Raw genomic sequence first — 24,585 nt, 5'->3', positions numbered from 1 at the left:
CTCTTTTACAGTTCTTTTCTGGCAATTGTCTCCATTGCAAAGGCTTCAATAATATCTCCTTCTTTAAGGTCATTGAACTTTTCAATACTTAAGCCACATTCATAACCAGCATTGACTTCCTTTGCATCATCTTTAAATCTCTTAAGTGAAGATAATTTAGATTCAAGTATTACTATTCCCTCTCTAACTAATCTTATTTCAGCATTTCTTACTATCTTACCTTTTAAAACATAACAACCAGCTATAGTTCCAACTGAAGAAAGTTTGTAAATTTGTCTTATTTCTGCACTTCCTAATACAACTTCCTTATATTCTGGTTCAAGCATACCTATCATAGCAGATTTAACATCTTCTATAGCATCATAGATTACTCTATATGTTTTTATGTCTACTTTTTCTTTTTCAGCAGCTGTTATTGCATTTTCATTAGGTCTTACATTAAAACCTATAAGTATAGCATTTGATGCAGTTGCAAGTGTAACATCTGTTTCTGATATTGCACCAACTGCTCCATGTATAACTCTAACTTTTACATCATCAGTGCTTAATTTTTCAAGAGAGGCTTTTATAGCTTCAACTGAACCTTGAACATCAGCTTTTACTATAATTGAAAGTTCTTTAACTTTACCTTCTTTAATTTGACTATAAAGATCTTCTAAAGATACTCTATGACTTGAATTAAAACCTTCTTGTCTTTCTTTTTCTTTTCTTGTTTCAGCCATTTGTCTAGCAGTCTTTTCATCTTTAACCATGTGGAATCTATCACCAGCTGCTGGTACATCTGAAAGGCCTAATATTTCTACAGGTATTGACGGACCTGCTGATTTTATCTTTCTTCCTTTATCATCGAACATAGCTCTTATTCTACCGTAAGTAGAACCAACTACTATTGCATCACCAGCACGAAGTGTACCACTTTGAATTAATAATGAAGCAACTGCTCCTCTACCTTTATCAAGTTTAGCTTCAACTACTGTTCCTTTTGCATTTCTATTAGGATTTGCTTTAAGTTCTAACATTTCTGCAGTAAGAACAACCATCTCTAATAAAGTATCTAAATTTTCATGAGTTTTAGCTGATACTGGAACACAAACTACATCTCCACCCCAGTCTTCAGCAACTAAACCATGCTCAGTTAATTCTTGTTTTACTCTATCTGGATTAGCTCCAGGTCTATCCATCTTATTTATTGCAACTACCATAGGTACATTTGCAGCTTTACAGTGATTTATAGCTTCAACAGTTTGAGGCATTATACCATCATCTGCAGCAACAACTAATATAACAACATCAGTAACTTGAGCCCCTCTAGCTCTCATAGCTGTAAAAGCTTCATGTCCTGGTGTATCTAAGAATGTAACTTTTTCTCCATTTACATTAACTGTATATGCACCTATATGTTGAGTTATTCCACCTGCTTCTGATTCAGTAACTTTAGCTTTTCTTATAGCATCTAATAAAGATGTCTTACCATGGTCAACGTGACCCATAACTGTAACTATAGGAGGTCTCTTTTCTAAATTTTCTTCTAATTCAATTTCTTCTTCAACTTCTTCTAAAACTGCTTCTTCTTCTTTTCTTTCTAAAACAACTTCAAATTTTTCTGCAACCTTTTGAGCTGTTTCAAAATCAATTTCTTGATTTATAGCTGCCATAACACCAGTAAAGATAAGTGTTTTTATTACTTCATTAGTTGGCTTTTCTAACTTTTCTGCTAATTCTTTTACTGTTATAGTATTTCCGATTTCTATGATATCACCATTCTCTTTAGACGAATCTTTTTCATCTTCTTCATGAATTTCATCTAAAGAGCCTTTCTTTTTCCTCTTCTTATTTTTCTTAGAAGCTTTATCAGCTTCTTTGAAAGTCATTTCTTCATATTCTTGAACAATATTTTCTTGTTTTTCTACAGTTTCATTTGAAGTTTTATTAGAAGTTTCTTCTTCATCCTTAGTTACAGCTTCACCTTTATTTGATAAAAGTTCTTTTATTAGTTCAGCATCCTCATTTTCTATTACACTCATGTGATTTTTAACTTCAACGCTGAATTGATCCATTAAAATATTTATTAAGTCTTTACTTGATACTCCAAGCTCCTTAGCAAGTTCATATACTCTAATTTTTGACATATACTCACCCCCGAAAAATTATAGATGAATTTATTTAATATCATCACAAAGTGACAACAGCTTTTTTGCCATATTGCCATCTACAACTCCCAGTACGTTGATTTCAGTTCTACCTAATATAAATCCTAACTCATTTTTTGAGAAGCAATCCACGTATGGAATATTTTGCTCTTTGCAATATTTAACAAATTTATCTTTAGTTTTAGGAGATACTTCTGTAGAAAATATAAATAAATATATTTTCTTTTTACTCATAACCTCTTCGCAACGATTATATCCTTCAAGTAAATTACCTGAACGCTTAACCATTCCTAAAAATTGAAGGAATTTATTATTCATTTATTATCTCTTCCCTTAACCTTGAATATATCGTTTCATCAATATTAGTTTCAAGATTCTTATTTAGTCTTTTAGCTTTAAAAGCTTTTTCTAAACACTCTATGTTCTTACAAACATAAGCTCCTCTTCCTGATTTTTTCCCTGTTAAATCAACAGATACTTCACCTTCAGGACTTTTTACAACTCTAATTAATTCCTTTTTTGGTTTCATCTCCATGCAGCCATTACACATTCTCATAGGAATTTTTTTAGTCTTCATCTAAAAACCTCCTAATTAAATTTATTCTACTTGAGATTTACTTTTTATATCTATTTTCCATCCTGTAAGCTTAGCTGCAAGTCTTACATTTTGGCCTTCTTTACCTATAGCTAAAGATAATTGATTATCATCAACTATAACTTTAGCTGATTTGCTTTCTTCATCAACCTCTACTTCTAAAACTTTAGCTGGACTTAAAGCATTTGATATATACACCTCTGGAAGTTTACTCCATTTTATTATATCTATCTTTTCATTTTTTAGTTCATTTACTATATTTTGAACTCTTACACCTTTAGGACCAACACATGCACCCATAGGATCTATAGATTCATCTGTAGAATATACAGCTATTTTAGTTCTTGAACCAGCTTCCCTAGAAATTGACTTCACTTCAACTACACCTTCAAATATTTCAGGAACTTCTAATTCAAATAATCTTTTCACAAGACCTGGATGGGTTCTTGAAACTAAAACTTGTGCACCTTTAGATGTATTTTTAACTTCAACTATATATAATTTTAATTTTTCATTAAAGTTATAATCTTCACCTGGCATTTGTTCATTTTGTCCAAGAATAGCTTCTATTCTTCCTAAATCAATAAAAACATTTCCCTTATCTTTTCTTATAACTGTTCCTGTTATAATATCAAATTCTTTTTCTATAAATTCATTATATATTATATTTCTTTCAGCCTCTTTTATTCTTTGAACAACCATTTGCTTAGCAAGTTGAGCCGCAACCCTTCCAAAATTTTTAGGTGTTACTTCTATCTCAACAATATCATCTAAGTCATAGATAGGTTTTATTTGTTTTGCATCTTCTAACCTTATTTCAGTAACATCATCATATACATCTTCTACTACTACTTTTTGAGAATAAACATGAATTTCTCCATTATCTCTATTTAGGCTTATTCTTACATTTTGAGCTGATGATCCTACTGCAGCATAATTTTTTTTATAAGCTGCAACTAAAGCTTCATCAATAGTTTCAAATAATGCATCTGCACTTATTCCTTTTTCTTTAACTATTTCTCTCAATGCTCCTATAAATTCTTCATTCATTTTTTTAATACCCTCCTTGTTAAATCTCCCCTTCAAGGTTAACTGTTTTAATTTTGTCTTTAGGAACACAGATTTCTAATTCTGTTTCTTGCTCTTTTATAATTAATGAATCTTCATTAACTGCCTCTAAAATACCTGTAATACTTTTCTTTCCTTCAAGTGACTTTGTAAGTTTAATTAATACTAAACTTCCTACAAATCTTTTGTAGTGTTTTTCAGTATATAAACCTCTATTAAGCCCTGGTGATGATATTTCTAAATAATATGGATCTTTTATAGGGTCTTCAGTATCCAACATATCACTTATTTGCCTACTAACAGTTTCACAATCTTTTAGTGAAATTCTATCTGGCTTATCTATATATATTCTTAAATAATATTCGTCATTTTCTTTAACATACTCTATATGATATAATTCATAGTTAAGCCCTTCAACTATAGGTTTTGCTAAAACTTTTATTTGTTCAATTAAAGCTTCTTTATTCATAGTTTACCTCCTTATGACTATATTTAATTTTAGTATCTCCTATTATATATATACCTATTTACAGATATACAAAAACGCAACTATAAATAAGTTGCGTTACAAATAGAAAGAGCGGGTTTCTTTGCCCACTCTCAAACTTTAGCTATTAGTAATACTGTATTTTTATATTATCACAGTAATCTATTTATTACAAGTAATTTTTAATATTAACCAAATAAACTTATTTAATTAGTCTTTTAAACCTAGTTTAACAATACATTTAATCTTTTATTTTCATTATACTTTTAATAAATTAAAACCTTAAAAACTTCACTGTTTCTACCTAAATCTATTTTTCCTTAATTTATAATTTGTATTAACTTCAAAATATTTTAATTATTTTTATACTTATAAACTACAAAAAACAGAAAAAGCACTTCTTTATAAATATAATATATTTTTAATACATTTCTATTTCCTTTATAAGTTCACTAACTAAATCTTCTTCCTTAACTTTTCTAATTATTTGACCTTTTTTAAATATAAGGCCTTCACCTTTTCCTCCAGCAATTCCAAGATCCGCTTCTCTTGCTTCTCCTGGACCATTTACCACACATCCCATTATAGCTACTTTTATATTTTTTTGACAAGTAGATAATTTATCCTCTACTTCATTTGCTATTCTAATTAAATCTATTTCAGTTCTACCACAAGTCGGGCATGAAATAAATTCAATACCTGATTTTATCATTCCGAAGTTTTTAAGTATTTCCCTTCCAACCTTTATTTCCTCAACAGGATCACCTGTTAAAGAAACTCTGATAGTATCACCTATTCCCTCGGCCAAAAGTGTTCCTATTCCTATACTTGATTTTATAGTTCCTCTCCATGGTGTTCCAGCTTCTGTAACACCTAAATGAAGTGGATAATTTACTTTTTCTGACATTAATCTATAACTATTTATCATAGTATCTAATTCTGTAGATTTTATAGATATTACTATATCATTAAAATTCATATCTTCTAAAATCTCAACATGTCTTAATGCACTTTCAACTAAACCTTCTGGAGTTGGTTTTTTATATTTTAATAAAAGATCCTTTTCTAAAGAACCTGAATTAACACCTATCCTTATTGGAATATTTTTAGCTTTGGCAGCCTCAGCTACTATTTTAACTCTTTCACGACTCCCTATATTACCTGGGTTTATTCTTAATGCTGAAACCCCATTTTTAATCGATTCAAGGGCTAACCTATAATCAAAATGAATATCCGCAACAAGTGGAATGCTTATTTCACTTGTTATCCCCCTTATAGCGCTTGCAGCTTCCATATCTGGTACTGCAACCCTAACTATATCACATCCAGCCTCTTGAAGTCTTTTTATTTGCTCAACTGTTGATTTTATATCTCTAGTATCCGTATTGGTCATAGATTGAACCGATACTCTAAAATCGCCACCAACATAAATATCTCCTACTTTTACTTTTCTAGTTAATTTTCTTTCCATCTCAAATTCTCCTATATTTTAATTGGAAAAAGCACATCCTTTAAAGTTACTAGAATCATAAGTCCAAAAAGAATCATAAGTCCTATGAATTCTACATATTCAGCAATCTTATTCGGAACTTTTTTCCCACTTATTAGTTCTATAAGTACAAATAAAATTTTTCCTCCATCTAACGGTGGGAATGGTAATAAGTTAAGCACTGCAAGTTGAATACTTATAAATGCTGTTAACCACATTAAATTCCAAACTCCCGCCTTTGCAGCAGCTCCTGTCATTTTTATTATTGTAACCGGACCTCCTACATCCGTTTTTAAATTTCCTTTACCAGTAATTAAATTCTTAAGTCCAAGGTAAGTTTCCTTAATAAAACTTAAATTTTCATTTGAAGCATATTTAATAGACTCAAAAACAGAAGGATTGTTAAGCCATTCATAATTAACACCTACTATCAATGACTCCTTATCTTCTTTTTTAGAATCATCATCTTTTCCTTGTTCAGGAATTTTCATCATCTTAGGTGTTACTGTCTTTTTAAATATCTGATCTCCACTTTTATATTCTATTTCGATAGGCTTCCCTTTAGTTCTAAGTATTTCATATGCTAAATCATTTGCAACATATACTTTATGAGAATTAACTCCTAAAATTTCATCACCTGCTTTAATTCCAGCTTCTTTTGCTGGAGAATTATCTCTAACATCTTTTACTATAGATTTTGAAAATCCAAAGTTATAAGCTAATATTGCAAATAATGATATTGCAAGAATATAATTCATAGCTACTCCTGCAATCATTACACAAAATCTTTGAAGAGGTTTCTTTTTATTTAGCGATCTGGGATCGTCAGATTCTTCTGTTTCTCCAAGCATTCCTACATATCCACCTATAGGAAGCATCCTAAGGTTATAATCTGTTTCCCCAATTTTAAAACCAAAAAGCTTAGGTCCCATTCCTAACGCAAATTCATGAACTTTTACACCATTTAACTTAGCCAAAATAAAATGTCCTAGCTCATGAACTATAATAAGCAAACTAAAAGCAATTACTGCATAAAGTATATACACTTAAAAATCCTCCTAACTCCATTTTGAATAAACAAATTTTCTAACTTCCTTATCTATATTTATTACATTTTCCAAGGTAACTTCTTTATTATAATCAAAATTTTCCATACATTCTTCTATAGTATTAACAATATCTAAATATCTTATTTTTTCATTTAGAAATAAATCTACACAAGCTTCATTTGCACCATTCATAATTGCTGGTAACAGTTTTCCAATTTTACCAGCTTTATAAGCTAATGCCAAACATTTAAATGTTTTAAAATCTGGTTCTTCAAATGTAAGCTCTTTAAGTTTATAAAAGTCAAGATTTCCAGCAACGTTCCCCTTTCTTTCCTTATAATTTAAAGCATATTGTATAGCAAGCCTCATATCTGTAGTACCAAGTTGAGCTATTACACTTCCATCTGTATACTCTACCATAGAATGAATAATACTTTGCGGATGTACAACTACCTGAATATTGTCATAGTCACAATTAAATAAAAAATGTGCTTCTATTACCTCTAACCCCTTATTCATAAGAGTAGATGAATCTATAGATATTTTAGCTCCCATAGTCCATTTAGGATGCTTTAATGCATCTCCTACCTTAACTGATTTTAAAAACTCTAAGTTTTTCCCTCTAAAAGGACCTCCTGAAGCGGTTAGAATAACCTTGGATATCTTATTATTTTCGTTTCCCTGCAAACATTGATAAATAGCACTATGTTCTGAATCTACAGGTAATATTTTAACTCCAAAATTTTTTGCTTCCCTCATTATAAGCTCTCCAGCTACAACAAGAGTTTCTTTATTAGCAAGGGCTATGTCTTTTTTATGTCTTATTGCTTCTAAGGTTGGTTCTAATCCTATCATACCTACTACAGAAGTTACAACCATATCTACCTCATCTAATGAAGCAACTTTTTTAAGTCCCTCCATTCCAAAAACTAAATTACAACTTAAACCTTCCTTTATCAGTCTATTTTTTAACTCTTCATAAGCTTCTTTTTCCGTAATAGCCACAACCTTTGGCGAGAATTCTTTGACTATCCCTATAACCTTATCTACACTTTTATGTGCTGATATTCCAAGCAGCTCGAACTCACCCTTATGAAATCTAAGTACCTCTAATGTTTGAGTTCCAATTGAGCCAGTAGCTCCCAAAATAGAAATTTTTCTCATATTTCTCCTCCTAAGTTCCATTAAATAAAATTTCCTTGGCTAACAATATATATAATGGCCCTATAATAAGACCTACAATACCAAAAAGCTTCATTCCTATATATATAGCAACCAAAACTATAAATGGATGTAAGTTTAGCTTATTACCTATAAATTTAGTCTCTAATATTTCTCTAATTATTAAAACCAAAATATATAAACTTATTAAACCTATCACAACAAAGTATTCCTTTAATACAATATTGTATATTATTAAGGGAATAAATACAATAATTGTTCCTACATAAGGTAATAAATCTAATACTCCACATAACATCGCAAGTGCCCCAGCCTCTTTAATATTAAGTATTTTAAAACCAATAAATAATTCTAATGTATTTACAATTATTAATACAGCCTCTATAGTTAACATTCCCTTTAAATTTTTCAAAGTCTCCCTAAAGCTATTATAATAACTTTCTGGAATAAAATTCAATATACCTTTAAAAATTTCTTTTCCATCATAAAGCAAAAAATAAACACAAATATTAGCTATAAAATATGATATTATTCCTTCGCCTGTATAAAAAGCCCCCTTTTGAACTATGTTGCCACTAAAAATGCCATCACCTATTTTATCTATATTAAAGGTATCTAAAAAACCATTATTCTTTATAATATCAAATATCTCATGAAATCTTTGAGTATTATTATAATAAAGCTTGTACCCCTTAAATATTATTGTAGATCCTAAATAATAAATAAAACATATAAGAATAATATTCATTAATAGTATAGCTAATCCAGATGCTATTCTTTTACTTTTTATAATTTTATTAATAATAAGATATATGGGTTTACTTAAGAAATAAAAAAATAAAATAAATAAAAATGGTTTAAAATATAATTTTATTGATATTACTAGAAAAATTATTATTATGAACAATACTACACAAGCTATTAATGACTTATATTTTTTCTCCAATATTTTTTCTCCTAAAAAGTTCTTTATATAATTTATATTATGAAAATCAATAATCTATTAATAAAAATGTAAAGTTATATAAAAAAAAGAAACCCGACTATTTATTATTAGGTTACTTCTAAAATAAATAATCCAGTTTCTTATTTTTTAATTCTTATTATTAAAGTTATAAATATTTTTTAAAGCACTCATATGCAATTTATAAATGTAAATTCATATGGTAAACTTTAAGATTTAAATTATTTATAAATACACTTACATTCATTTATATTCAAACTTATATACAAACTATTAAAGTCAAATAAAAATAAACTACAGCTCCCGAGAATAATATACTGTCAAACCTATCAAGTATACCACCATGCCCAGGAATCAAATTGCTATAATCTTTAATTCCAACAAATCTCTTTATAGAAGATGCAACTAAATCACCAAATTGAGAAAACACTCCACAAAATGCTCCTATTATGAAGTAATGATATATTGGAATGACATTAAAATACTTAAATATGATTATTCCAAAAATCCCACAAAAAACTGTACTTCCAAGCATTCCACCTAACGAACCTTCTATAGTTTTTTTAGGACTTACTTTTGGACAAAGCTTATGTTTTCCAAATAATCTTCCTGCATAATAAGCTGTAGTATCACAAAGCCATGAACCTATAAAAATCAGCCAAACTAAATATTGACCACCATCTTTAACATTTACAAGATGTATGAAGCTAAAAAATATTCCAACATACATAAATCCAAGTAAAGTTAATGATACATCTATAAATGTATATTTAACATCTAAAACAGGTGCACATAAAGTTAAAAATGTTGCTATTATAATTATATAGGAAAGTAATTTAAAATCATTATTTGTAATATAATAAGCAATAAGCATCAGATATCCCATAGCTTCAATAGGTCTAAAATCCTTTGTTTTTACGCTTTTATAAAACTCATACATTCCAAGCACTGAAATAGCTATAGTAAATCCCTTTAAGTATATACCTCCAAGAAATATAAAAATTATAAAAGGTGCTATTAAAAGCGCTCCTAAATATCTACTATTAGATTTCATAAAATTCCCCCTATTTTTTTATTCCACCAAACCTTCTATCTCTGTTTTGAAAATCATAAATTGCCTTATGTAAATCCTGCTCACTAAAATCGGGCCAATTTATGTTTGAATACCAAAATTCTGAATAAGCACATTGCCAAAGTAAAAAATTACTAATTCTTTGTTCTCCGCTAGGTCTTATTATAAGATCTGGATCTGGCATTCCTTTTGTAAATAAATAATTAGAAAATACACTTTCATCTATTTTATTTATATCTAATTTAGAATCTTTGACATCTTTTATTATACCATTAACAGCATTCAAAATTTCATCTCTTCCACCATAATTAAGCGCTAAATTCATAGTTATTCCTGTATTATGCTTTGTTTTTTCATAAGCAGCTTTTAATTCTTTTTGGCACTCTAAAGGAAGCTTTGATATATCTCCAATATTATTTATTACAACATTACTTCTGTTAAGTTCATCAAATTCTTTTTTTAAATATTCAACTAAAAGCTTCATAAGTGCTGAAACCTCATCTTTAGGTCTTTTCCAGTTCTCAGTTGAAAAGGCATACAAAGTAAGATATTTCACACCTAATTTATCACATTCTTTTATTATTCTTCTAATAGTTTCAACGCCAGCTTTATGTCCCATTGTTCTCGGAAGATTTCTTTCCTTAGCCCATCTTCCATTTCCATCCATAATTATAGCTATATGTTTAGGTACATTATTAAAATCAATATCAATGCTAGCTGTTTTTAGTTTATTATTTTTACCTTTAAAAAATTTAAACATTATTTAAATACCCCCGGTATAGAATAAGAAAAAACCTGCTAAAAAGCAGGTTAAAACTAAATAGCCAATACTTCTTTTTCCTTAGCTGCTACGATAGAGTCAACTTCTTTTACAAAATTATCTGTAATTTTCTGAACATCTTCTTCAGCTTTCTTAAGTTCATCTTCTGATATTTCGCCATCTTTCTTTAACGCCTTAAGTTTATCATTTGCATCTCTTCTTATAGCTCTCATAGCAACCTTAGTATCTTCACCTGTCTTTTTAACATTTTTAACAAGATTTTTTCTTGTCTCTTCTGTTAATTCTGGAACTACTAATCTTATTACAGTTCCGTCATTTGATGGATTAATACCTAAGTCTGATTTTAAAATAGCTTTTTCTATTTCTTTTAATAATGATTTTTCCCAAGGTGTTATCATAAGTATTCTTGGTTCTGGAGCTGATACGTTTGCAACTTGTGCAAGCGGACATAAGCTTCCATAATAATCAACTTGTATTCTGTCAAGCATTGTAGGATTAGCTCTTCCAGCCTTCATTGTAGAAAGGTCAGAATTTAAAACTGCCTTTGATTTGTTCATTTTTTCTTGTAAAGTTTTAATAATATCTTTTATCATGATAAACCTCCTTATTTTTTAGTAACTAATGTACCTATTTCTTCACCCATTAAAGCCCTTTTTATGTTTCCAGGTTCGTCTAAAGCAAAAACTAAAATTGGAATATCATTATCCATACATAATGATGTAGCTGTTGAATCCATAACTTGAAGTCCTTGTTCTAAAACCTGCATATGAGTTAATTTATCAAACTTTTTAGCATCTGGATATTTATTTGGGTCTTTATCATATACTCCATCAACTTTTTTTGCAAGTAGTATAAGTTCTGCATCTATTTCAGCTGCTCTTAAAGCTGCTGCAGTATCAGTTGAGAAATATGGATTACCTGAACCAGCTCCAAATATTACAACTCTTCCTTTTTCAAGATGTCTAACAGCTCTTCTTCTTATGAACGGCTCTGCCACTTCTTTCATTTCTATTGCGGTTTGCACCCTTGTTAGTACTCCTATATTCTCAAGTGAATCTTGAAGTGCTAAAGCGTTAATACAAGTAGCAAGCATTCCCATATGGTCTGCAGTAGTTCTATCCATGCCTTCGCCTTCTCTACCTCTCCATATGTTTCCTCCACCTACAACAGCACCTACTTCTACTCCCATATCAACTAATTCTTTTATTTCTTCCGCAATTCTTGTAGCCACATTAAAATCTATTCCAAATCCAGTAGATCCAGCTAAAGCTTCTCCTGAAAGTTTAAGCATAACTCTTTTGTATTTACATGCTCCCATAAGTGCACCTCCATAAATATATATTCATCCTCTAACTATATTATTTTAAAAAAAGAGAACACACAGTGTTCTCTTATGTTATTATTTTGCTCCGATTTGTTTTGCAACTTCTTCAGCAAAGTTTTCTTCCTTCTTTTCAATACCTTCTCCTCTTTCAAATCTAACAAATTTGTTGATTTGTATTGGAGAACCAACTTCTTTTGATTTTTCTTCTAGGTATTTAGCTATTGACTTATCGCCATCTTTAACCCAAGCTTGATCTACAAGACATACTTCTTTGTAATATTTTTGAATTCTTCCATTAACCATTTTATCAACGATTTTTTCTGGTTTTCCTTCATTTAAAGCTTGTGCTCTGTAAATTTCTTTTTCTTTTTCTAAAGCTTCGTTATCAACAAATTCTCTTGTTAAGAATAATGGGTTAGCTGCTGCTACTTGCATACAAACATCTTTAGCAACTTCTGCTAAAACGTCGCTTTTAGCTTCACAACCTAATTCTACTATAACACCTATTCTTCCACCACCATGAATATAGCTTTCAACTACTCCATTTTCAACAGAGAATTTTTCAAATCTTCTAACGTTCATGTTTTCACCGATCTTAGCTATAAGCTCAGTTAAAACTTCTGAAACAGTCTTATCTCCATCAATCTTTTCGTTTACAAACTCTTCAACAGTTTTAACATTTGTAGTTGCAGCTAATTCAGATAATTTTCCTGCAAATTCAACGAAGTCAGGATTAATTGCAACGAAATCAGTTTCACAGTTTAATTCAACTATTCCACCATTCTTTTTATCTTCTGAAATGTAAGTTTTAATTATTCCTTCTGCTGCTATTCTACCAGCTTTTTTAGCTGCAGCTGCAAGACCTTTTTCTCTTAAAACTTCAACAGCTTTTTCAATATCTCCACTAGTTTCAGATAATGCCTTTTTACAGTCCATCATTCCTGCGCCAGTTCTTTCTCTTAATTCTTTAACCATTTGAGCAGTTATATTTGCCATGTTAGAAATCCTCCTTTAAATGTTAAGTTAAAAGGTAAATGGAGACATGCTCCACCTACCTCCAATTTTAAAAATTATTCAGCTAATTGTTCACCTTGTCTTCCTTCTAGTATAGCATCAGCCATTTTTGCAGTTATTAATTTAACAGCTCTTATAGCATCATCATTACCAGGGATTACATAATCAACTTCATCTGGATCACAGTTAGTATCAACGATAGCTACTACTGGAATTCCTAAAGTTTTAGCTTCTGCTATAGCATTCTTTTCTTTTCTTGGATCTACAACGAACATAGCTCCTATGTTATGTGAATCTAAGTTTCTCATTCCACCTAGGTTCTTTTCTAATTTTTCTTGTTCACCTTTTAATTTTATAACTTCTTTCTTAGGTAACACTTCGAAAGTTCCGTCTTGTTCCATAACTTGAAGTTCTTCTAATCTCTTTATTCTTGTCTTTATAGTCTTGAAGTTTGTAAGCATTCCGCCTAACCATCTATTGTTAACGAAGTGCATGTTTGATCTTACAGCTTCTTCTTGGATAGCTTCTTGAGCTTGTTTCTTAGTTCCAACGAAAAGAACATCTTTTCCTTCTGCTGAAACTTCTTTTATGAAGTCATAAGCTTCTTCAACTTTTTTAACTGTTTTTTGTAAATCTATTATATAGATTCCGTTTCTTTCTGTGAAGATGTAAGTAGCCATTTTAGGGTTCCATCTTCTTGTTTGGTGACCAAAGTGTACACCAGCTTCTAATAATTGTTTCATTGAAATTACTGACATTAGTTTGTTCCTCCTTAAATTTGGTTAATTCCTCCATTATCTTCATTTTTGTAGACTCTCCAAGAATAATTCTTGGCACCAATCTATAAATTAGACAATGTGTGTATTTGTTACCTTTGATAGTATAACATAAGCTTTTAATTATGGCAATATATATATTTTTTTATTTTTAATAAATATATATTTATTAATAAAAAGGTGACTTTTAAAATTATAACATATAGTCTTTTATTTATTAATTCTCCTTTTTTATAATTCCCCAAAAATTAATATAATTATAAATACTTTTATAATTTTCTATAAATAAAAAACAAGCTGAAGATTTCTATTAAACCTTCAGCTTATTTTCTATTTTATTTTTTTTAGTTCATCAACAAGCTTTTCATTTAAAATTCTTATGTGAGTCCCTTTCATCCCAAGAGATCTTGATTCTATAACTCCAGCACTTTCAAACTTTCTTAAAGCATTTACTATAACAGATCTTGTTATACCAACTTTGTCTGCAATTTTTGAAGCTACTAAAAGTCCCTCATTACCATTTAATTCATCAAAAATATGCTCTACAGCTTCAAGTTCAGAATATGAAAGTGTTCCTATTGCTAATTGAACAACTGCTTTCTTTCTAGCATCTTCTTCAAGTTCATCTTGTTTAGCTCTTAACATTTCCATACCTACTATAGTTGCACTATACTCAGCTAAAACTAAATCATCATCTGTAAACTCATCGCTAAATCTTGCCAAAAGCAAAGTTCCTAATCTTTCTCTATTCCCTATTATCGGAACGATTGTAGAAATTTTGTCTGATATTATACATTTGCCTTCAAATATACATTGACCCTTGTTAGGTAAGTTAGCTAAAGTTTCTTGTATGTTAAGTAATTTTTTGTTGTAGTCCTCTGGGAATCTTTTATCTTCTACAACCTTACATTTCATAATATCACATTCAAATTTTTCCGAAAAAGTATATCCTATTATCTTACCTTTTCTACTAGCTATATAAACATTACAAGCAAGCACTTCACTTAATAACTTACAAATATCTTCAAATGCTACTGGATCACTCCCAGATTTTTGTAATATCTTGTTTAGCTTCCTAGTTTTACTTAATAAAGTTGACATGTAGCTCCTCCTCATTTATCTATGTTATCTTCTTGTATATTATAATTTTTAGAATATTTGTAATTTTAAAAATATTCTAAAACATAGTTGCACAAACTAATAGTAACATAGACAAGGATGTATTTCAACTAAGATTTTATTTTATTCGACATATAAATTAAATTATTCTTCATTTTTTTCTTTTTCTGTTTCTATAATCTCTTTATTTTTACACTCTGCATTAGTACATTCTAAATATTTCCCATTCTTTTTTGAATATCTTATAACCATATTTGAATTACATTTCTTACATTTTTCTTTAGCTGGTTCATGCCAACTTACAAAATTACATTCAGGATAATTTGAACATCCATAAAATTTATTTCCTCTTTTACTTCTCTTTAAAGCAACCTTACCACCACATAAAGGGCATGGTACATCTATTTCCTCAACTATTGGTTTTGTATTTTGACATTCAGGATATCCTGGACATGCTAAAAAGTCTCCAAACCTACCATGCTTTATGACCATTAATTTACCACATTTGTCACAAGGTACATCACTTACCTTATCTTCAATAACTATTTTAGATACTTCCTTTTCAGCTTTATCTATAGCTATCTTTAATGGCTCAAAGAATTCTTTGACTACTTCAGTCCACTCTTCTGCACCTTCTTCAATTTTATCAAGCTTAGTTTCCATATCAGCAGTAAAATCTGCATCTACTATTTGCTTGAAATATTCAGATACTATTGTATTTACAATAAATCCAAGGTCAGTTGGTATAAGTGTTCTTTTTTCCCTAAGTACATATCTCCTAGCTACTAAAGTAGATATTGTTGGAACATAAGTACTAGGTCTTCCTATGCCCTTTTCTTCAAGAAGCTTAACAAATGAAGCTTCTGTATATCTTGCTGGAGGTTGAGTAAAATGTTGTTTTCCTTCTATACTATTTAATTGAAGTTCTTCATTTTCTAGTATTTCAGGAAGTATTACACTATCTTCCTCTTCTTCAGTAGTATATTCATAAATTTTCATAAATCCATCAAACTTTATTGTAGATCCACTTGCTCTTAACTTATATTTTCCATTTTCTATTTCAATAGAATTTGTATTTAATATACAAGCTTCCATTTGACTTGCAATAAATCTTTTCCAAATAAGTGAATATAGCTTATATTGCTCTGATGTCAAATTCTTCATAGCAACTTCTGGTGTTATTTCAATGAAAGAAGGTCTTATAGCTTCATGCGCATCCTGTATATTCTTTTTGCCTTTAAAATTCCTAGCTTCTTTTGGAATATACTCTTCACCATAGTTATCTCTTAAAAAGTTTGCAGCTTTTTCTTGCGCTTCTTTTGATATTCTTACAGAGTCTGTTCTCATATAAGTTATAAGTCCTACAGTTCCATATCCCTTGATTTCAACACCTTCGTAAAGTTGTTGAGCTATAGACATAGTTCTTTTAGTCATAAAATTAAGTTGTTTTGCAGCATCTTGTTGTAATGTAGAGGTTGTAAAAGGAGGTAATGGATTCTTAACTTTTGTTCCTTTTTTAACCTTTTTTACCACAAAAGAATTTTCTTTAAGTTCTTTTATTATTTCATTTGCTTGAGCTTCATTTTCAATTTCTAATTTTTTACCATCTTTAGCTACCAATTTAACATTAAAGCTCTTTCTATCTTTCTTAAGCTTTGTATCTACAGTCCAATATTCTTTTGCTTCAAATTTCTTTATCTCTTCTTCTCTTTCACAAATTATTCTTAATGCAGCAGATTGAACTCTACCAGCACTTAATCCCCATTTTACATTTCTCCATAAAATAGGACTTATTTCATATCCAACAAGTCTATCTAATACTCTTCTTGCTTGTTGCGCATCTACTAAACTTGTATTTATAGTTCTAGGTTTTTTAAGTGAATTTTTTACAGCATCCTTAGTTATTTCATTGAATTCTATTCTGCATTTTTCACCATCATTTATTTTTAATACCTTTGCCAAGTGCCATGAAATAGCTTCCCCTTCCCTATCAGGGTCTGTTGCAAGATATATTTTATCACTTTTTTTAGCTAATTTTCTAAGTTTGTCTAAAAGTTCACCTTTACCTCTTATAGTTATATATTTAGGATTAAAACTGTTTTCTATATCAACACCTAGTTGACTTTTAGGCAAGTCTCTTACATGTCCCATTGATGCCTCAACTACATAATTCTTTCCTAAATATTTTTCAATGGTTTTTGCTTTCGCTGGTGATTCAACAATTACAAGATTTTGACCCATTGCTAGCTCCGAGATTTTCGGAGCCTTCACCCCCTTCTTTATACTATGTTAATCATTCTATTACAAACTATTAAATTCTCATTTTAATATTAAATAATTTTAGCGTAATAATTACCTGTTAAACTAATTATTTCTTTATTAAATTGCATTTCAAATAATAACTCATATATAACTGATGTGTCAATATGCATTAATCTTATAATTTCATCAATATGCATAGGTTTATCTTCTAATAACTTTAAAATGTTACCTTTTAAAGACCTATTTATGTTTTTTGTTTTTTCTTGCTTTTTTGGTATTTTAAGTATATAAAGCAAATCTTCTATTGTTGTAAAAATTTTGGCCCCATCATCTATTAATTTATTGACACCTAAACTTAAAGGAGAAAATATAGAGCCAGGAACTGCTATAACTTCTCTCCCTTGTTCTGCTGCATATCTAGCAGTTATTAGAGAACCTCCTTTACTTGATGCTTCTACAACTATTACAGCATCACTCAGTCCGCTTATAATTCTATTCCTCATAGGAAAATTATAGGAATAAGGCTTTGTTTGTGGAGAAAACTCTGATATTATTAAACCATTTTCCTTTATTTTTTCATATAATAATTTATTACTTGCTGGATAATTAATATTAATGCCACATCCTAATATAGCTATATTATAAATATTTTTATTTATTGAAGTTTTATGAACAATGGTATCTACTCCATAAGCACCTCCACTCGTCAATACCAAATCTAAGCCTTCAAAATTCGACACTATATATTCCGTTGCTTCAATACCATAACTTGAACACTTTCTAGACCCTACAATTGCAATATTCTTCTTGTTTTTAGATTTTTCTAAATCCCCCTTATAATATAAAACATATGGATAATCATCTATACACTTTATATTTTGTGGGTATTTAGCATCATTATAAAAGATTAAACTATATATTTCTTTTTGAATAGCTTCTAACTGTGAATATATAATTTCACTATCTATATTAAACTGCATTAACATTTCTAGTTTTTTATTAACTTTACATATATCTTTTCTATTTTCATATATACTCTGTTCATCCTTAAATTGTTCCAATAATATAAATTTTATTCTATTTGAAATATTAATATTAGCAAACCAAAGTTTAAATTCCATGTTATCCATATTATATTACCTCTCCATTTATATTTTTTCTATAATTTAAGGCTTCAATAATATGAGGTTTAGTAACATATTCACTTTCATAAATATCTGCTATTGTTCTTGATAACTTAATTATTCTATCTAGCGCTCTAGTACTTAATCCATAATTCTTATATATAGCATTTAAAAATTCGTCACAATTCGACTTAATTTTAGCAAAATTTAATATATCATTATGTTCCATTCTAGAATTATATCCTATTTTAGTATTTTTAAATCTTTTATTTTGCATTTCTCTAGCATTCAAAACTAATGCTTTAAGCATTTTAGAATCTATATTAACTGTGTTTTCCTTTAAATTTTCATATGGCACATAACTTACAAATATATGCATATCAACTCTATCTAAAACAGCTTTTGATAGTTTAGATAAATACCTTATTCTATCCCTTTCACTACAGGAACACGGTCTTTTGTCTATCCTGCTTAAATAGTTACCACAAGGGCAACCGAGAAAGAAACAAGTTTGACATAGTAAAAGAAAAGGAGTTCTTACCTATTATATGTACAAAAAACACTTATGGATCTAAACTCCGTAGATTAAGGCTAAAAAAAGGGTTGACTCTTAAAAAATTAAGTTTTTTAATGAATATTTCATCAGCTACATTGAAAAATTTAGAAAAGGATAGAATTCCATCTCCCAATTGCTATTACTACTATTATATATATTGTAATAAATTAAATGTAAATCATATTGACTACTTACAATTATTGACACTCTCTGAAACTTCTATACAAGATAAATTGTTAAAAATACGTGCTTTTTGTGGTCATAAAACTTGGAAAGAAACTTCATATTATATTAATGTCCATTCTGATACAATTCACAACTGGATTAATAATGAATCCAAACCTACATTAATTAATGTAAAAAGAATAGATTTACTTTTATCAAAATTAAAAGGAGCTTATAATTAAGCTCCTTTTGAAATCTCACTATTTCCCTTTTCAATGATTAATTTTTTCTTTCCATTTATGTATTCCCAGTAAACGACCATTATTCTCCCTCTCTTTCTACTTCTACACTTATTATATCGAACGTGTGTTCTTATGTAAATACTTTTTTGTTCGTATTTTTATTTAGAATTTATCATAAAAGCCTTGCAAAACCTTATAATTCAATTATATTTAGAAAGTTTTTTTGACATAAAATCGTTCGCCTTTTTGTTCTCATATTCGACATAGAAGTTTTTATGCTTTTATTTTTAAATATAAAAAATTAAGATAACAACTAAATTAATAGTTACTATCTTAAAACCTAAAGATTATACTTTATTCAAAACAACAATATTTTTTATTACATCAAAACCTTTGTCTGTATCTAATATTAGTGAATTTTTATCTGCCCTAATTAGCCAAAAGGCCATTAATAAATCACCTGTACTTCCCAATAGATTAATATAAAATATTAATCCACCTACTATTGGTATAAATAAAGATATAACAGATATTAATGTTACTGGCGCTAATAATACTATAGTAAATTCTATAACTGTTAATCTAATTCCTGTAGTTTCTTTTGTATAGGCAAATATACCTTTAAATCCTATTCTAAACTTACCACCAAATATCTTATAAGCTAAACCATGCAATAACTCATGTATAAGAGTATTTATAGTAGCTATTATCAATAACATTAAATAATAATTTAAAACTACATACGATTGAAATAATTCAATTATATCAGCATTAATTTTTATTACTGTATCCATTTGTAAAACCACTATTACGCAAGCTATTACAAGACATAATATATGAGTTTTCTTTGTAATTACAAAAGACATGTCCAACACCTCCTAATTGAAGTATTGACATGTCTTTTGGGTCTTAAACTTTATCTATATTATTTATTAAATTTCAACTTCAAAAGAAAATATTTTTTGATTTGCTTTATTAATTTTAAAGTCACTTTCCTGTCTAGCTTTAGGTATTTCTTCTTCTTTCATACCATTAGTATATAATTCTAATGCTTCTTTTGCCATTTTTAGAGCTTCATCAGTTGTAAATCCACATGAAATACAGCCTGGTAAATCTGGAAATTCAATACTAATGCCATCATTTTCGTAAGTAAAAATTGAACTAAATATATATTTTTTCTTCATTTTCTCACCACTCTTTAATTAAAATCCGGCTTGTTTTTTAATACTATTTAATGTACCTCTCGGTAAGCTTCTATTTCCATGTACAGGAACTATAACAATTTCTCCGTTTTCTCCTTTTAATTTTAAATGACTTCCATTTTGACTTTCTTCTTTAAAGCCATGTTTTTTCAAAAAGCCTACAACATCTTTTCCACTTACTGCCCCAGATGGGAAACTATCTGTATTTTTATTAGGCTTAGTATTAGGTTTTGCAGCTACTATATGAGCCCCATTAACACCATATATTATAACCCCCATAGTAGTGTCTACAAAAGTTTTAGTACTTGTATCATAATATTGACCTATTATATCTTCAAAGTCTACTAATTCCGTGTAATCATTAATTTTATAACCTGTGCCTGCATAATAGTCAAGTAAATCCTCAGCATTTTCGGTTAATAAACTTCTGGTTATACCTTTTGCTATATCTGCTTCATATGCCTTTGTCCCTTTTATATGTGAATCTTGTAATGATTGGTTTATTACTACTGGTCTACCATTTATATATTTCTGCACTGTTAATGAATCAGTTGTTGGTTTTATGTTCTCTTGAGCTTCTTCTGTTGGTGAACATCCTTCATTAGTTATACTATCTTTAATATCTTGTAGACTAATAACATTAGTAGGAATATCTTTATCTGCTATTGCTTTATATGATGGAATATCAGTATCTTTTGAAAACTCAATGCTTTGATTATCTGCCCAATTTTTAAATTTATCACTTACAGGAATACACACAGAACCAGTTGAAGGTAACGAATTAACTACTTTTTCTAAGTTGGAATTAGATGCTGGAACAGAATCACCAATATCAATATAAAAACAATTACCAGTAGAATGCTCTTGCCAGTATCCTTGGTGAATATTAACAGTTGTATTAGATAACCACTGAACGCTATCAAAATAATTAACAATACCTATACATTCATTATGTTCGTTATAAACCTTATATTGACCTTTAGGACACGGAGAACCTGCAGGCCATTGATTAGGATATACAAATTTCATCATATGATTTTGAGTATTAAAATATTTCTCCTTTAAAATTTTAATAGCATCTTGAGTTAAATAAAGTTTTTGAGTGGCTTGGTCATATAAAACATTTGACATAAACTTAACATCCTTACAAAGTTCTGTTGCCTTATTATAAGCGTCTTGTCTTACCAAATTCCAATGTTCTTTATTATTTTGAATATCCGCTGCTACAGAACCAATAGTACCACCTACAATAATAGCTCCACCAATCGCAACAACAACAAGAGCTCCACCAACCAAAACAACTGGAACTGCTAATACAGGAACAATAGCCTGAGCTTCCTTATTCTCTCCTATGTATTTATTATTAAATTGTGTAGGTAAAGCATATGTACCTATAAGACTAATGAAAAAGAAAATTGTAAATACAAATGTAAAATGTTTTAATTTATTATACATTTTGATTTCCCCCTTTAAAATTAAAATCATTTACTATTTTAACATATTATTTACATTTATGTAATTATAATCTTAATATTGCTATATAAAACAAAAAGCCACAAAGCTAAGAATTTCTCCCTAACCTTGTGGCTTTAAATTTAAGCTACAGTATTTTGAATTGTAGCTAATTTACTTTTTAATTGTTCGTTTTCTGCCTGTAGTTGAGTATTTATTTGTGCTTGTTGTTTAGCTTTATCTTCTGCAAGAGCTTGTTTACCTTTGTTAAATTCTCCTGCTATAGTTTGTCTTAAATAGTCTAGTTGCTCTTGTGTAAGTCCTGGTACTTTCTTTAATAGTAAATTATTAAACATAGTAATCTTAAGTTGAATAGTATCTCCTATAACCTCATTTATTCTGAAATGCTCTTCTACTATATTCCATACCTCTAAAGCTGTTTTGACTTGTGCTTCATGATTACCTTGTATAATTTTTTGAGTTGTTTCTTCTTTTTTAGTTTTAATTAATTCTATTACAGCATCCCCTACAATTTTGATTACAGTTGCTATAATACCTACTATAGTAGTTATTAAAATTGGTACAATTTGATTTAAAAGTTGTTCTTCCATAATATACTCCTTCTTTCTAATTAAAATTTATTAAAGTGATCGTTATATTTTACAAAACCATTCTTTGTGTTTGTACCTTTGCTTGTACTATACACAACACATAGCTTACCATCTTTACGATATAAAGGTGTCACACTCTCCCAACTATCTAATGAACCAAATCTTGAATTTAAATTACTACATATATAAGAAGGTTCTCTAGTGCTACCATTAGAATATTGACCTTGATAATAATACTTAATTAGACTAGGTACATTCTTTACATAACCCTGCCTAACACCTGTAGATGTTGGATATTCTACAAGAACTAGTTGTTTACTATAGCTTATATCTAGAACTGTAATGTTATCTCCATCACTTACCCATCTACCAGCTATTCTATTTCCAGCAGAATCTCTGATATAAAGGTCGTCCCCTTCTACTTTTGCATTATTAGCATAAGTGAATCCTGTTGTAGGTTCTGTGTTAACTTGCTTACTTTCTTCTTTAGGACTAGTTATATTTATACTTTGTCCATTAATAGCATTCTGAATATCTTGACATAAAGTATTCCAAGACTTACCGTATTGAATTAGAAAAGAATATGGGTCCTGATGGTCTGTCTGTCTATAAGTATCACTTATATATTTATGACTAAATATATTATTAGCTGAATTCCATCCATGTTCTTTGCAAATGCTTGCTGCTAATTCAACTGTATTTTTATACACTTGATTAAACTGTTCCATATTTCCACTCTTAGGATTACACATTTCTATACTAAGATAATTTCTATTTGCATAACCTCCAGCGTGCCATGCCTGCTCATTACTTGGAATAGTTTGTATTACTCCATTCCAATCTACAAAATAGTGTGCTGAAGCTCCTACATATACTCTATTAAAATAATCCCTGTTATTTTGTGCTGTTGCTCCACTATTTGCAGTGTCATGGATTATAATTCCCTTTGGTTCTAAAACTCTGTAACTTCTATTATTATTTATGAATTGTTTGTTAATAGGTACAGCCTGTACCATAATTGAAGAAAAAGAAAAGGTAGCTAATATAGCTACCAATAATGATAAGATTTTAAATTGTTTTTTCAAAACTCCCATCTCCCTTTTATTTTTTAAATATATGATTTTTTATTTCTTTAACATCACTTTGAACATTTTCAACTATATTGAAATTCTCACTCAGTTTATCTAATAAATCCTGATACCTTTTTTCTCTTTCACCTGTTGTTTTTAGGACATACAGGAGTAGAAAAACAAAAAGTCCATAACCTAGTCCTTGATTTACTGCTGCTCTTAATAATTCATCCATGTTACACCTGCCTTTTTCTGATTTTTTTATATAAAAAAAGAACTTTCTTATATTGAAAGTTCTTAGTCTCCTAATAATACTTCTCTTATATTACCTGTCCCATCTTTAAACCAAAACTTGGTAGGTGCTACACTTCTAACAAACATACTGAAATTAGGCAATGACAATGCAGTTTCATCTGCTATTGGTTCAAATGTAACTGCTGGCAATTCTACATGGTCTTTGTAAACTGATAAAACTCTATTATTAATATTTTTAACAGTAAATAATTTATTTCTATCTTCTACTGAAGCTACTTGTATACCAAATTCTGTTTTAGGATTTCCTATAGCAAACTGTCCTGAAGGTTCTACTAGCCACGCAATTTTAGTTTTAGGTTCTCCATCTGGTAATTTTTCAGAAGAATCATTGTACCAACATTCTATAAAATTACCAGTTCCTACGAAATCTGAATTTTTATCATCTCTTCTAATAGGATTCCATGCATTTTTAAGCTTTAATATTGCTCCATTTCCAACATTATCTATTTGTTGGCATACATTATCACTATAGTTATGAATTACTGATGCTATAATACGATCTTTGTAGTAGTTTTC

Annotated in this window: 27 protein-coding genes and 1 pseudogene; 1 reads left to right on the top strand and 27 read right to left on the bottom strand. The window is 29.3% G+C overall.

Annotated elements, in window-relative coordinates; translation table 11 throughout:
• Window positions 1–5: 5 nt before the first annotated feature.
• From infB to BUB01_RS23855, 20 genes and pseudogenes are all read right to left on the bottom strand, one after another.
• Window positions 6–2,129 (bottom strand): translation initiation factor IF-2, encoded by a 2,124-nt coding sequence (gene infB / locus BUB01_RS17815; RefSeq protein WP_072991279.1) that lies wholly within the window; start codon window positions 2,127–2,129, stop codon window positions 6–8.
• A 30-nt stretch (window positions 2,130–2,159) separates the two neighbouring features.
• Window positions 2,160–2,468: a 50S ribosomal protein L7ae-like protein gene (locus BUB01_RS17810; protein WP_072991276.1), complete on the bottom strand. Its 309-nt coding sequence runs from the start codon at window positions 2,466–2,468 to the stop codon at window positions 2,160–2,162.
• Complete coding sequence (gene rnpM / locus BUB01_RS17805; RefSeq protein ID WP_072991273.1) at window positions 2,461–2,727, bottom strand: RNase P modulator RnpM; 267 nt, start codon at window positions 2,725–2,727, stop codon at window positions 2,461–2,463. Before rnpM ends, BUB01_RS17810 begins: the two co-directional genes overlap by 8 nt.
• A 21-nt stretch (window positions 2,728–2,748) precedes the next feature.
• The gene (gene nusA / locus BUB01_RS17800) at window positions 2,749–3,795 is read right to left on the bottom strand and encodes a transcription termination factor NusA (protein ID WP_072991270.1); all 1,047 of its coding nucleotides are present in this window, start codon (window positions 3,793–3,795) and stop codon (window positions 2,749–2,751) included.
• 19 nt (window positions 3,796–3,814) lie between these two features.
• Window positions 3,815–4,282, bottom strand: a complete 468-nt coding sequence (gene rimP / locus BUB01_RS17795; protein WP_072991267.1) for a ribosome maturation factor RimP — start codon at window positions 4,280–4,282, stop codon at window positions 3,815–3,817.
• Window positions 4,283–4,721: 439 nt separating this feature from the next.
• On the bottom strand, window positions 4,722–5,771 hold the full coding sequence (gene ispG / locus BUB01_RS17790) for a flavodoxin-dependent (E)-4-hydroxy-3-methylbut-2-enyl-diphosphate synthase (RefSeq protein ID WP_072991264.1): 1,050 nt from the start codon (window positions 5,769–5,771) through the stop codon (window positions 4,722–4,724).
• A gap of 11 nt (window positions 5,772–5,782) precedes the next feature.
• Window positions 5,783–6,835 (bottom strand): RIP metalloprotease RseP, encoded by a 1,053-nt coding sequence (gene rseP / locus BUB01_RS17785; RefSeq protein WP_072991261.1) that lies wholly within the window; start codon window positions 6,833–6,835, stop codon window positions 5,783–5,785.
• A gap of 12 nt (window positions 6,836–6,847) precedes the next feature.
• The gene (dxr, locus tag BUB01_RS17780) at window positions 6,848–8,002 is read right to left on the bottom strand and encodes a 1-deoxy-D-xylulose-5-phosphate reductoisomerase (protein WP_072991258.1); all 1,155 of its coding nucleotides are present in this window, start codon (window positions 8,000–8,002) and stop codon (window positions 6,848–6,850) included.
• A gap of 10 nt (window positions 8,003–8,012) precedes the next feature.
• Window positions 8,013–8,966 (bottom strand): AI-2E family transporter, encoded by a 954-nt coding sequence (locus BUB01_RS17775; protein WP_159433273.1) that lies wholly within the window; start codon window positions 8,964–8,966, stop codon window positions 8,013–8,015.
• Between the two features lie 277 nt (window positions 8,967–9,243).
• Window positions 9,244–10,038 (bottom strand): phosphatidate cytidylyltransferase, encoded by a 795-nt coding sequence (locus BUB01_RS17770; protein ID WP_072991252.1) that lies wholly within the window; start codon window positions 10,036–10,038, stop codon window positions 9,244–9,246.
• Window positions 10,039–10,048: 10 nt separating this feature from the next.
• Window positions 10,049–10,816 (bottom strand): isoprenyl transferase, encoded by a 768-nt coding sequence (locus BUB01_RS17765; protein WP_072991249.1) that lies wholly within the window; start codon window positions 10,814–10,816, stop codon window positions 10,049–10,051.
• 56 nt (window positions 10,817–10,872) lie between these two features.
• Window positions 10,873–11,430, bottom strand: a complete 558-nt coding sequence (gene frr / locus BUB01_RS17760) for a ribosome recycling factor (protein ID WP_072991246.1) — start codon at window positions 11,428–11,430, stop codon at window positions 10,873–10,875.
• Window positions 11,431–11,441: 11 nt separating this feature from the next.
• Window positions 11,442–12,155, bottom strand: coding sequence for a UMP kinase (pyrH, locus tag BUB01_RS17755; RefSeq protein ID WP_072991243.1), 714 nt, complete (start codon window positions 12,153–12,155; stop codon window positions 11,442–11,444).
• Between the two features lie 81 nt (window positions 12,156–12,236).
• On the bottom strand, window positions 12,237–13,157 hold the full coding sequence (tsf, locus tag BUB01_RS17750; RefSeq protein ID WP_072991240.1) for a translation elongation factor Ts: 921 nt from the start codon (window positions 13,155–13,157) through the stop codon (window positions 12,237–12,239).
• Between the two features lie 74 nt (window positions 13,158–13,231).
• Window positions 13,232–13,933: a 30S ribosomal protein S2 gene (gene rpsB / locus BUB01_RS17745; protein WP_072991237.1), complete on the bottom strand. Its 702-nt coding sequence runs from the start codon at window positions 13,931–13,933 to the stop codon at window positions 13,232–13,234.
• A 348-nt stretch (window positions 13,934–14,281) separates the two neighbouring features.
• Window positions 14,282–15,052, bottom strand: coding sequence for a GTP-sensing pleiotropic transcriptional regulator CodY (gene codY / locus BUB01_RS17735; protein ID WP_072991230.1), 771 nt, complete (start codon window positions 15,050–15,052; stop codon window positions 14,282–14,284).
• Between the two features lie 162 nt (window positions 15,053–15,214).
• Entirely contained in the window at window positions 15,215–17,311 is a 2,097-nt protein-coding gene (gene topA, locus BUB01_RS17730; RefSeq protein WP_072991227.1) for a type I DNA topoisomerase, read from the bottom strand.
• A gap of 89 nt (window positions 17,312–17,400) precedes the next feature.
• Window positions 17,401–18,462 carry a DNA-processing protein DprA gene (dprA, locus tag BUB01_RS17725; RefSeq protein ID WP_084108981.1) on the bottom strand — a complete coding sequence of 354 codons (1,062 nt, stop codon included), beginning with the start codon at window positions 18,460–18,462 and terminating at the stop codon, window positions 17,401–17,403.
• A gap of 1 nt (window position 18,463) precedes the next feature.
• Window positions 18,464–18,835 (bottom strand): magnesium chelatase subunit ChlI family protein, encoded by a 372-nt coding sequence (locus BUB01_RS17720; protein WP_072991224.1) that lies wholly within the window; start codon window positions 18,833–18,835, stop codon window positions 18,464–18,466.
• Window positions 18,815–18,937, bottom strand: a pseudogene (locus BUB01_RS23855) (ATP-binding protein); the annotation flags it as partial. The pseudogene BUB01_RS23855 and the gene BUB01_RS17720, both read right to left, overlap by 21 nt.
• 35 nt (window positions 18,938–18,972) lie before the next feature.
• On the opposite strand from BUB01_RS23855, the gene BUB01_RS22975 reads away from it, so the two are divergent.
• Window positions 18,973–19,419 carry a helix-turn-helix domain-containing protein gene (locus BUB01_RS22975; RefSeq protein ID WP_341423288.1) on the top strand — a complete coding sequence of 149 codons (447 nt, stop codon included), beginning with the start codon at window positions 18,973–18,975 and terminating at the stop codon, window positions 19,417–19,419.
• Window positions 19,420–19,766: 347 nt separating this feature from the next.
• On the opposite strand, the gene BUB01_RS17710 is transcribed toward BUB01_RS22975, so the two are convergent.
• From BUB01_RS17710 to BUB01_RS23300, 7 genes are all read right to left on the bottom strand, one after another.
• A complete protein-coding gene (locus BUB01_RS17710) occupies window positions 19,767–20,285 on the bottom strand; it encodes a DUF3267 domain-containing protein (protein WP_072991218.1) in 519 nt (172 codons plus the stop codon).
• A 66-nt stretch (window positions 20,286–20,351) separates the two neighbouring features.
• Window positions 20,352–20,603, bottom strand: a complete 252-nt coding sequence (locus BUB01_RS17705; protein WP_072991214.1) for a type II toxin-antitoxin system HicB family antitoxin — start codon at window positions 20,601–20,603, stop codon at window positions 20,352–20,354.
• An 18-nt stretch (window positions 20,604–20,621) separates the two neighbouring features.
• The gene (locus BUB01_RS23530; RefSeq protein WP_072991211.1) at window positions 20,622–22,076 is read right to left on the bottom strand and encodes a polymorphic toxin type 50 domain-containing protein; all 1,455 of its coding nucleotides are present in this window, start codon (window positions 22,074–22,076) and stop codon (window positions 20,622–20,624) included.
• A 140-nt stretch (window positions 22,077–22,216) separates the two neighbouring features.
• Window positions 22,217–22,684 (bottom strand): hypothetical protein, encoded by a 468-nt coding sequence (locus BUB01_RS17695; protein WP_072991207.1) that lies wholly within the window; start codon window positions 22,682–22,684, stop codon window positions 22,217–22,219.
• Window positions 22,685–22,704: 20 nt separating this feature from the next.
• Complete coding sequence (locus tag BUB01_RS17690) at window positions 22,705–23,769, bottom strand: peptidoglycan recognition protein family protein (RefSeq protein WP_072991204.1); 1,065 nt, start codon at window positions 23,767–23,769, stop codon at window positions 22,705–22,707.
• A gap of 16 nt (window positions 23,770–23,785) precedes the next feature.
• The gene (locus BUB01_RS17685; protein ID WP_072991201.1) at window positions 23,786–23,989 is read right to left on the bottom strand and encodes a BhlA/UviB family holin-like peptide; all 204 of its coding nucleotides are present in this window, start codon (window positions 23,987–23,989) and stop codon (window positions 23,786–23,788) included.
• A gap of 62 nt (window positions 23,990–24,051) precedes the next feature.
• Window positions 24,052–24,585, bottom strand: a 534-nt coding sequence (locus tag BUB01_RS23300; protein WP_159433272.1) for a hypothetical protein, incomplete at its 5' end; no start/stop codon positions are given.

Source organism: Clostridium cavendishii DSM 21758, from assembly GCF_900141845.1.
Lineage (GTDB): Bacteria > Bacillota > Clostridia > Clostridiales > Clostridiaceae > Clostridium_AG > Clostridium_AG cavendishii.
This window is presented reverse-complemented; position numbering and strand designations above follow the sequence as displayed.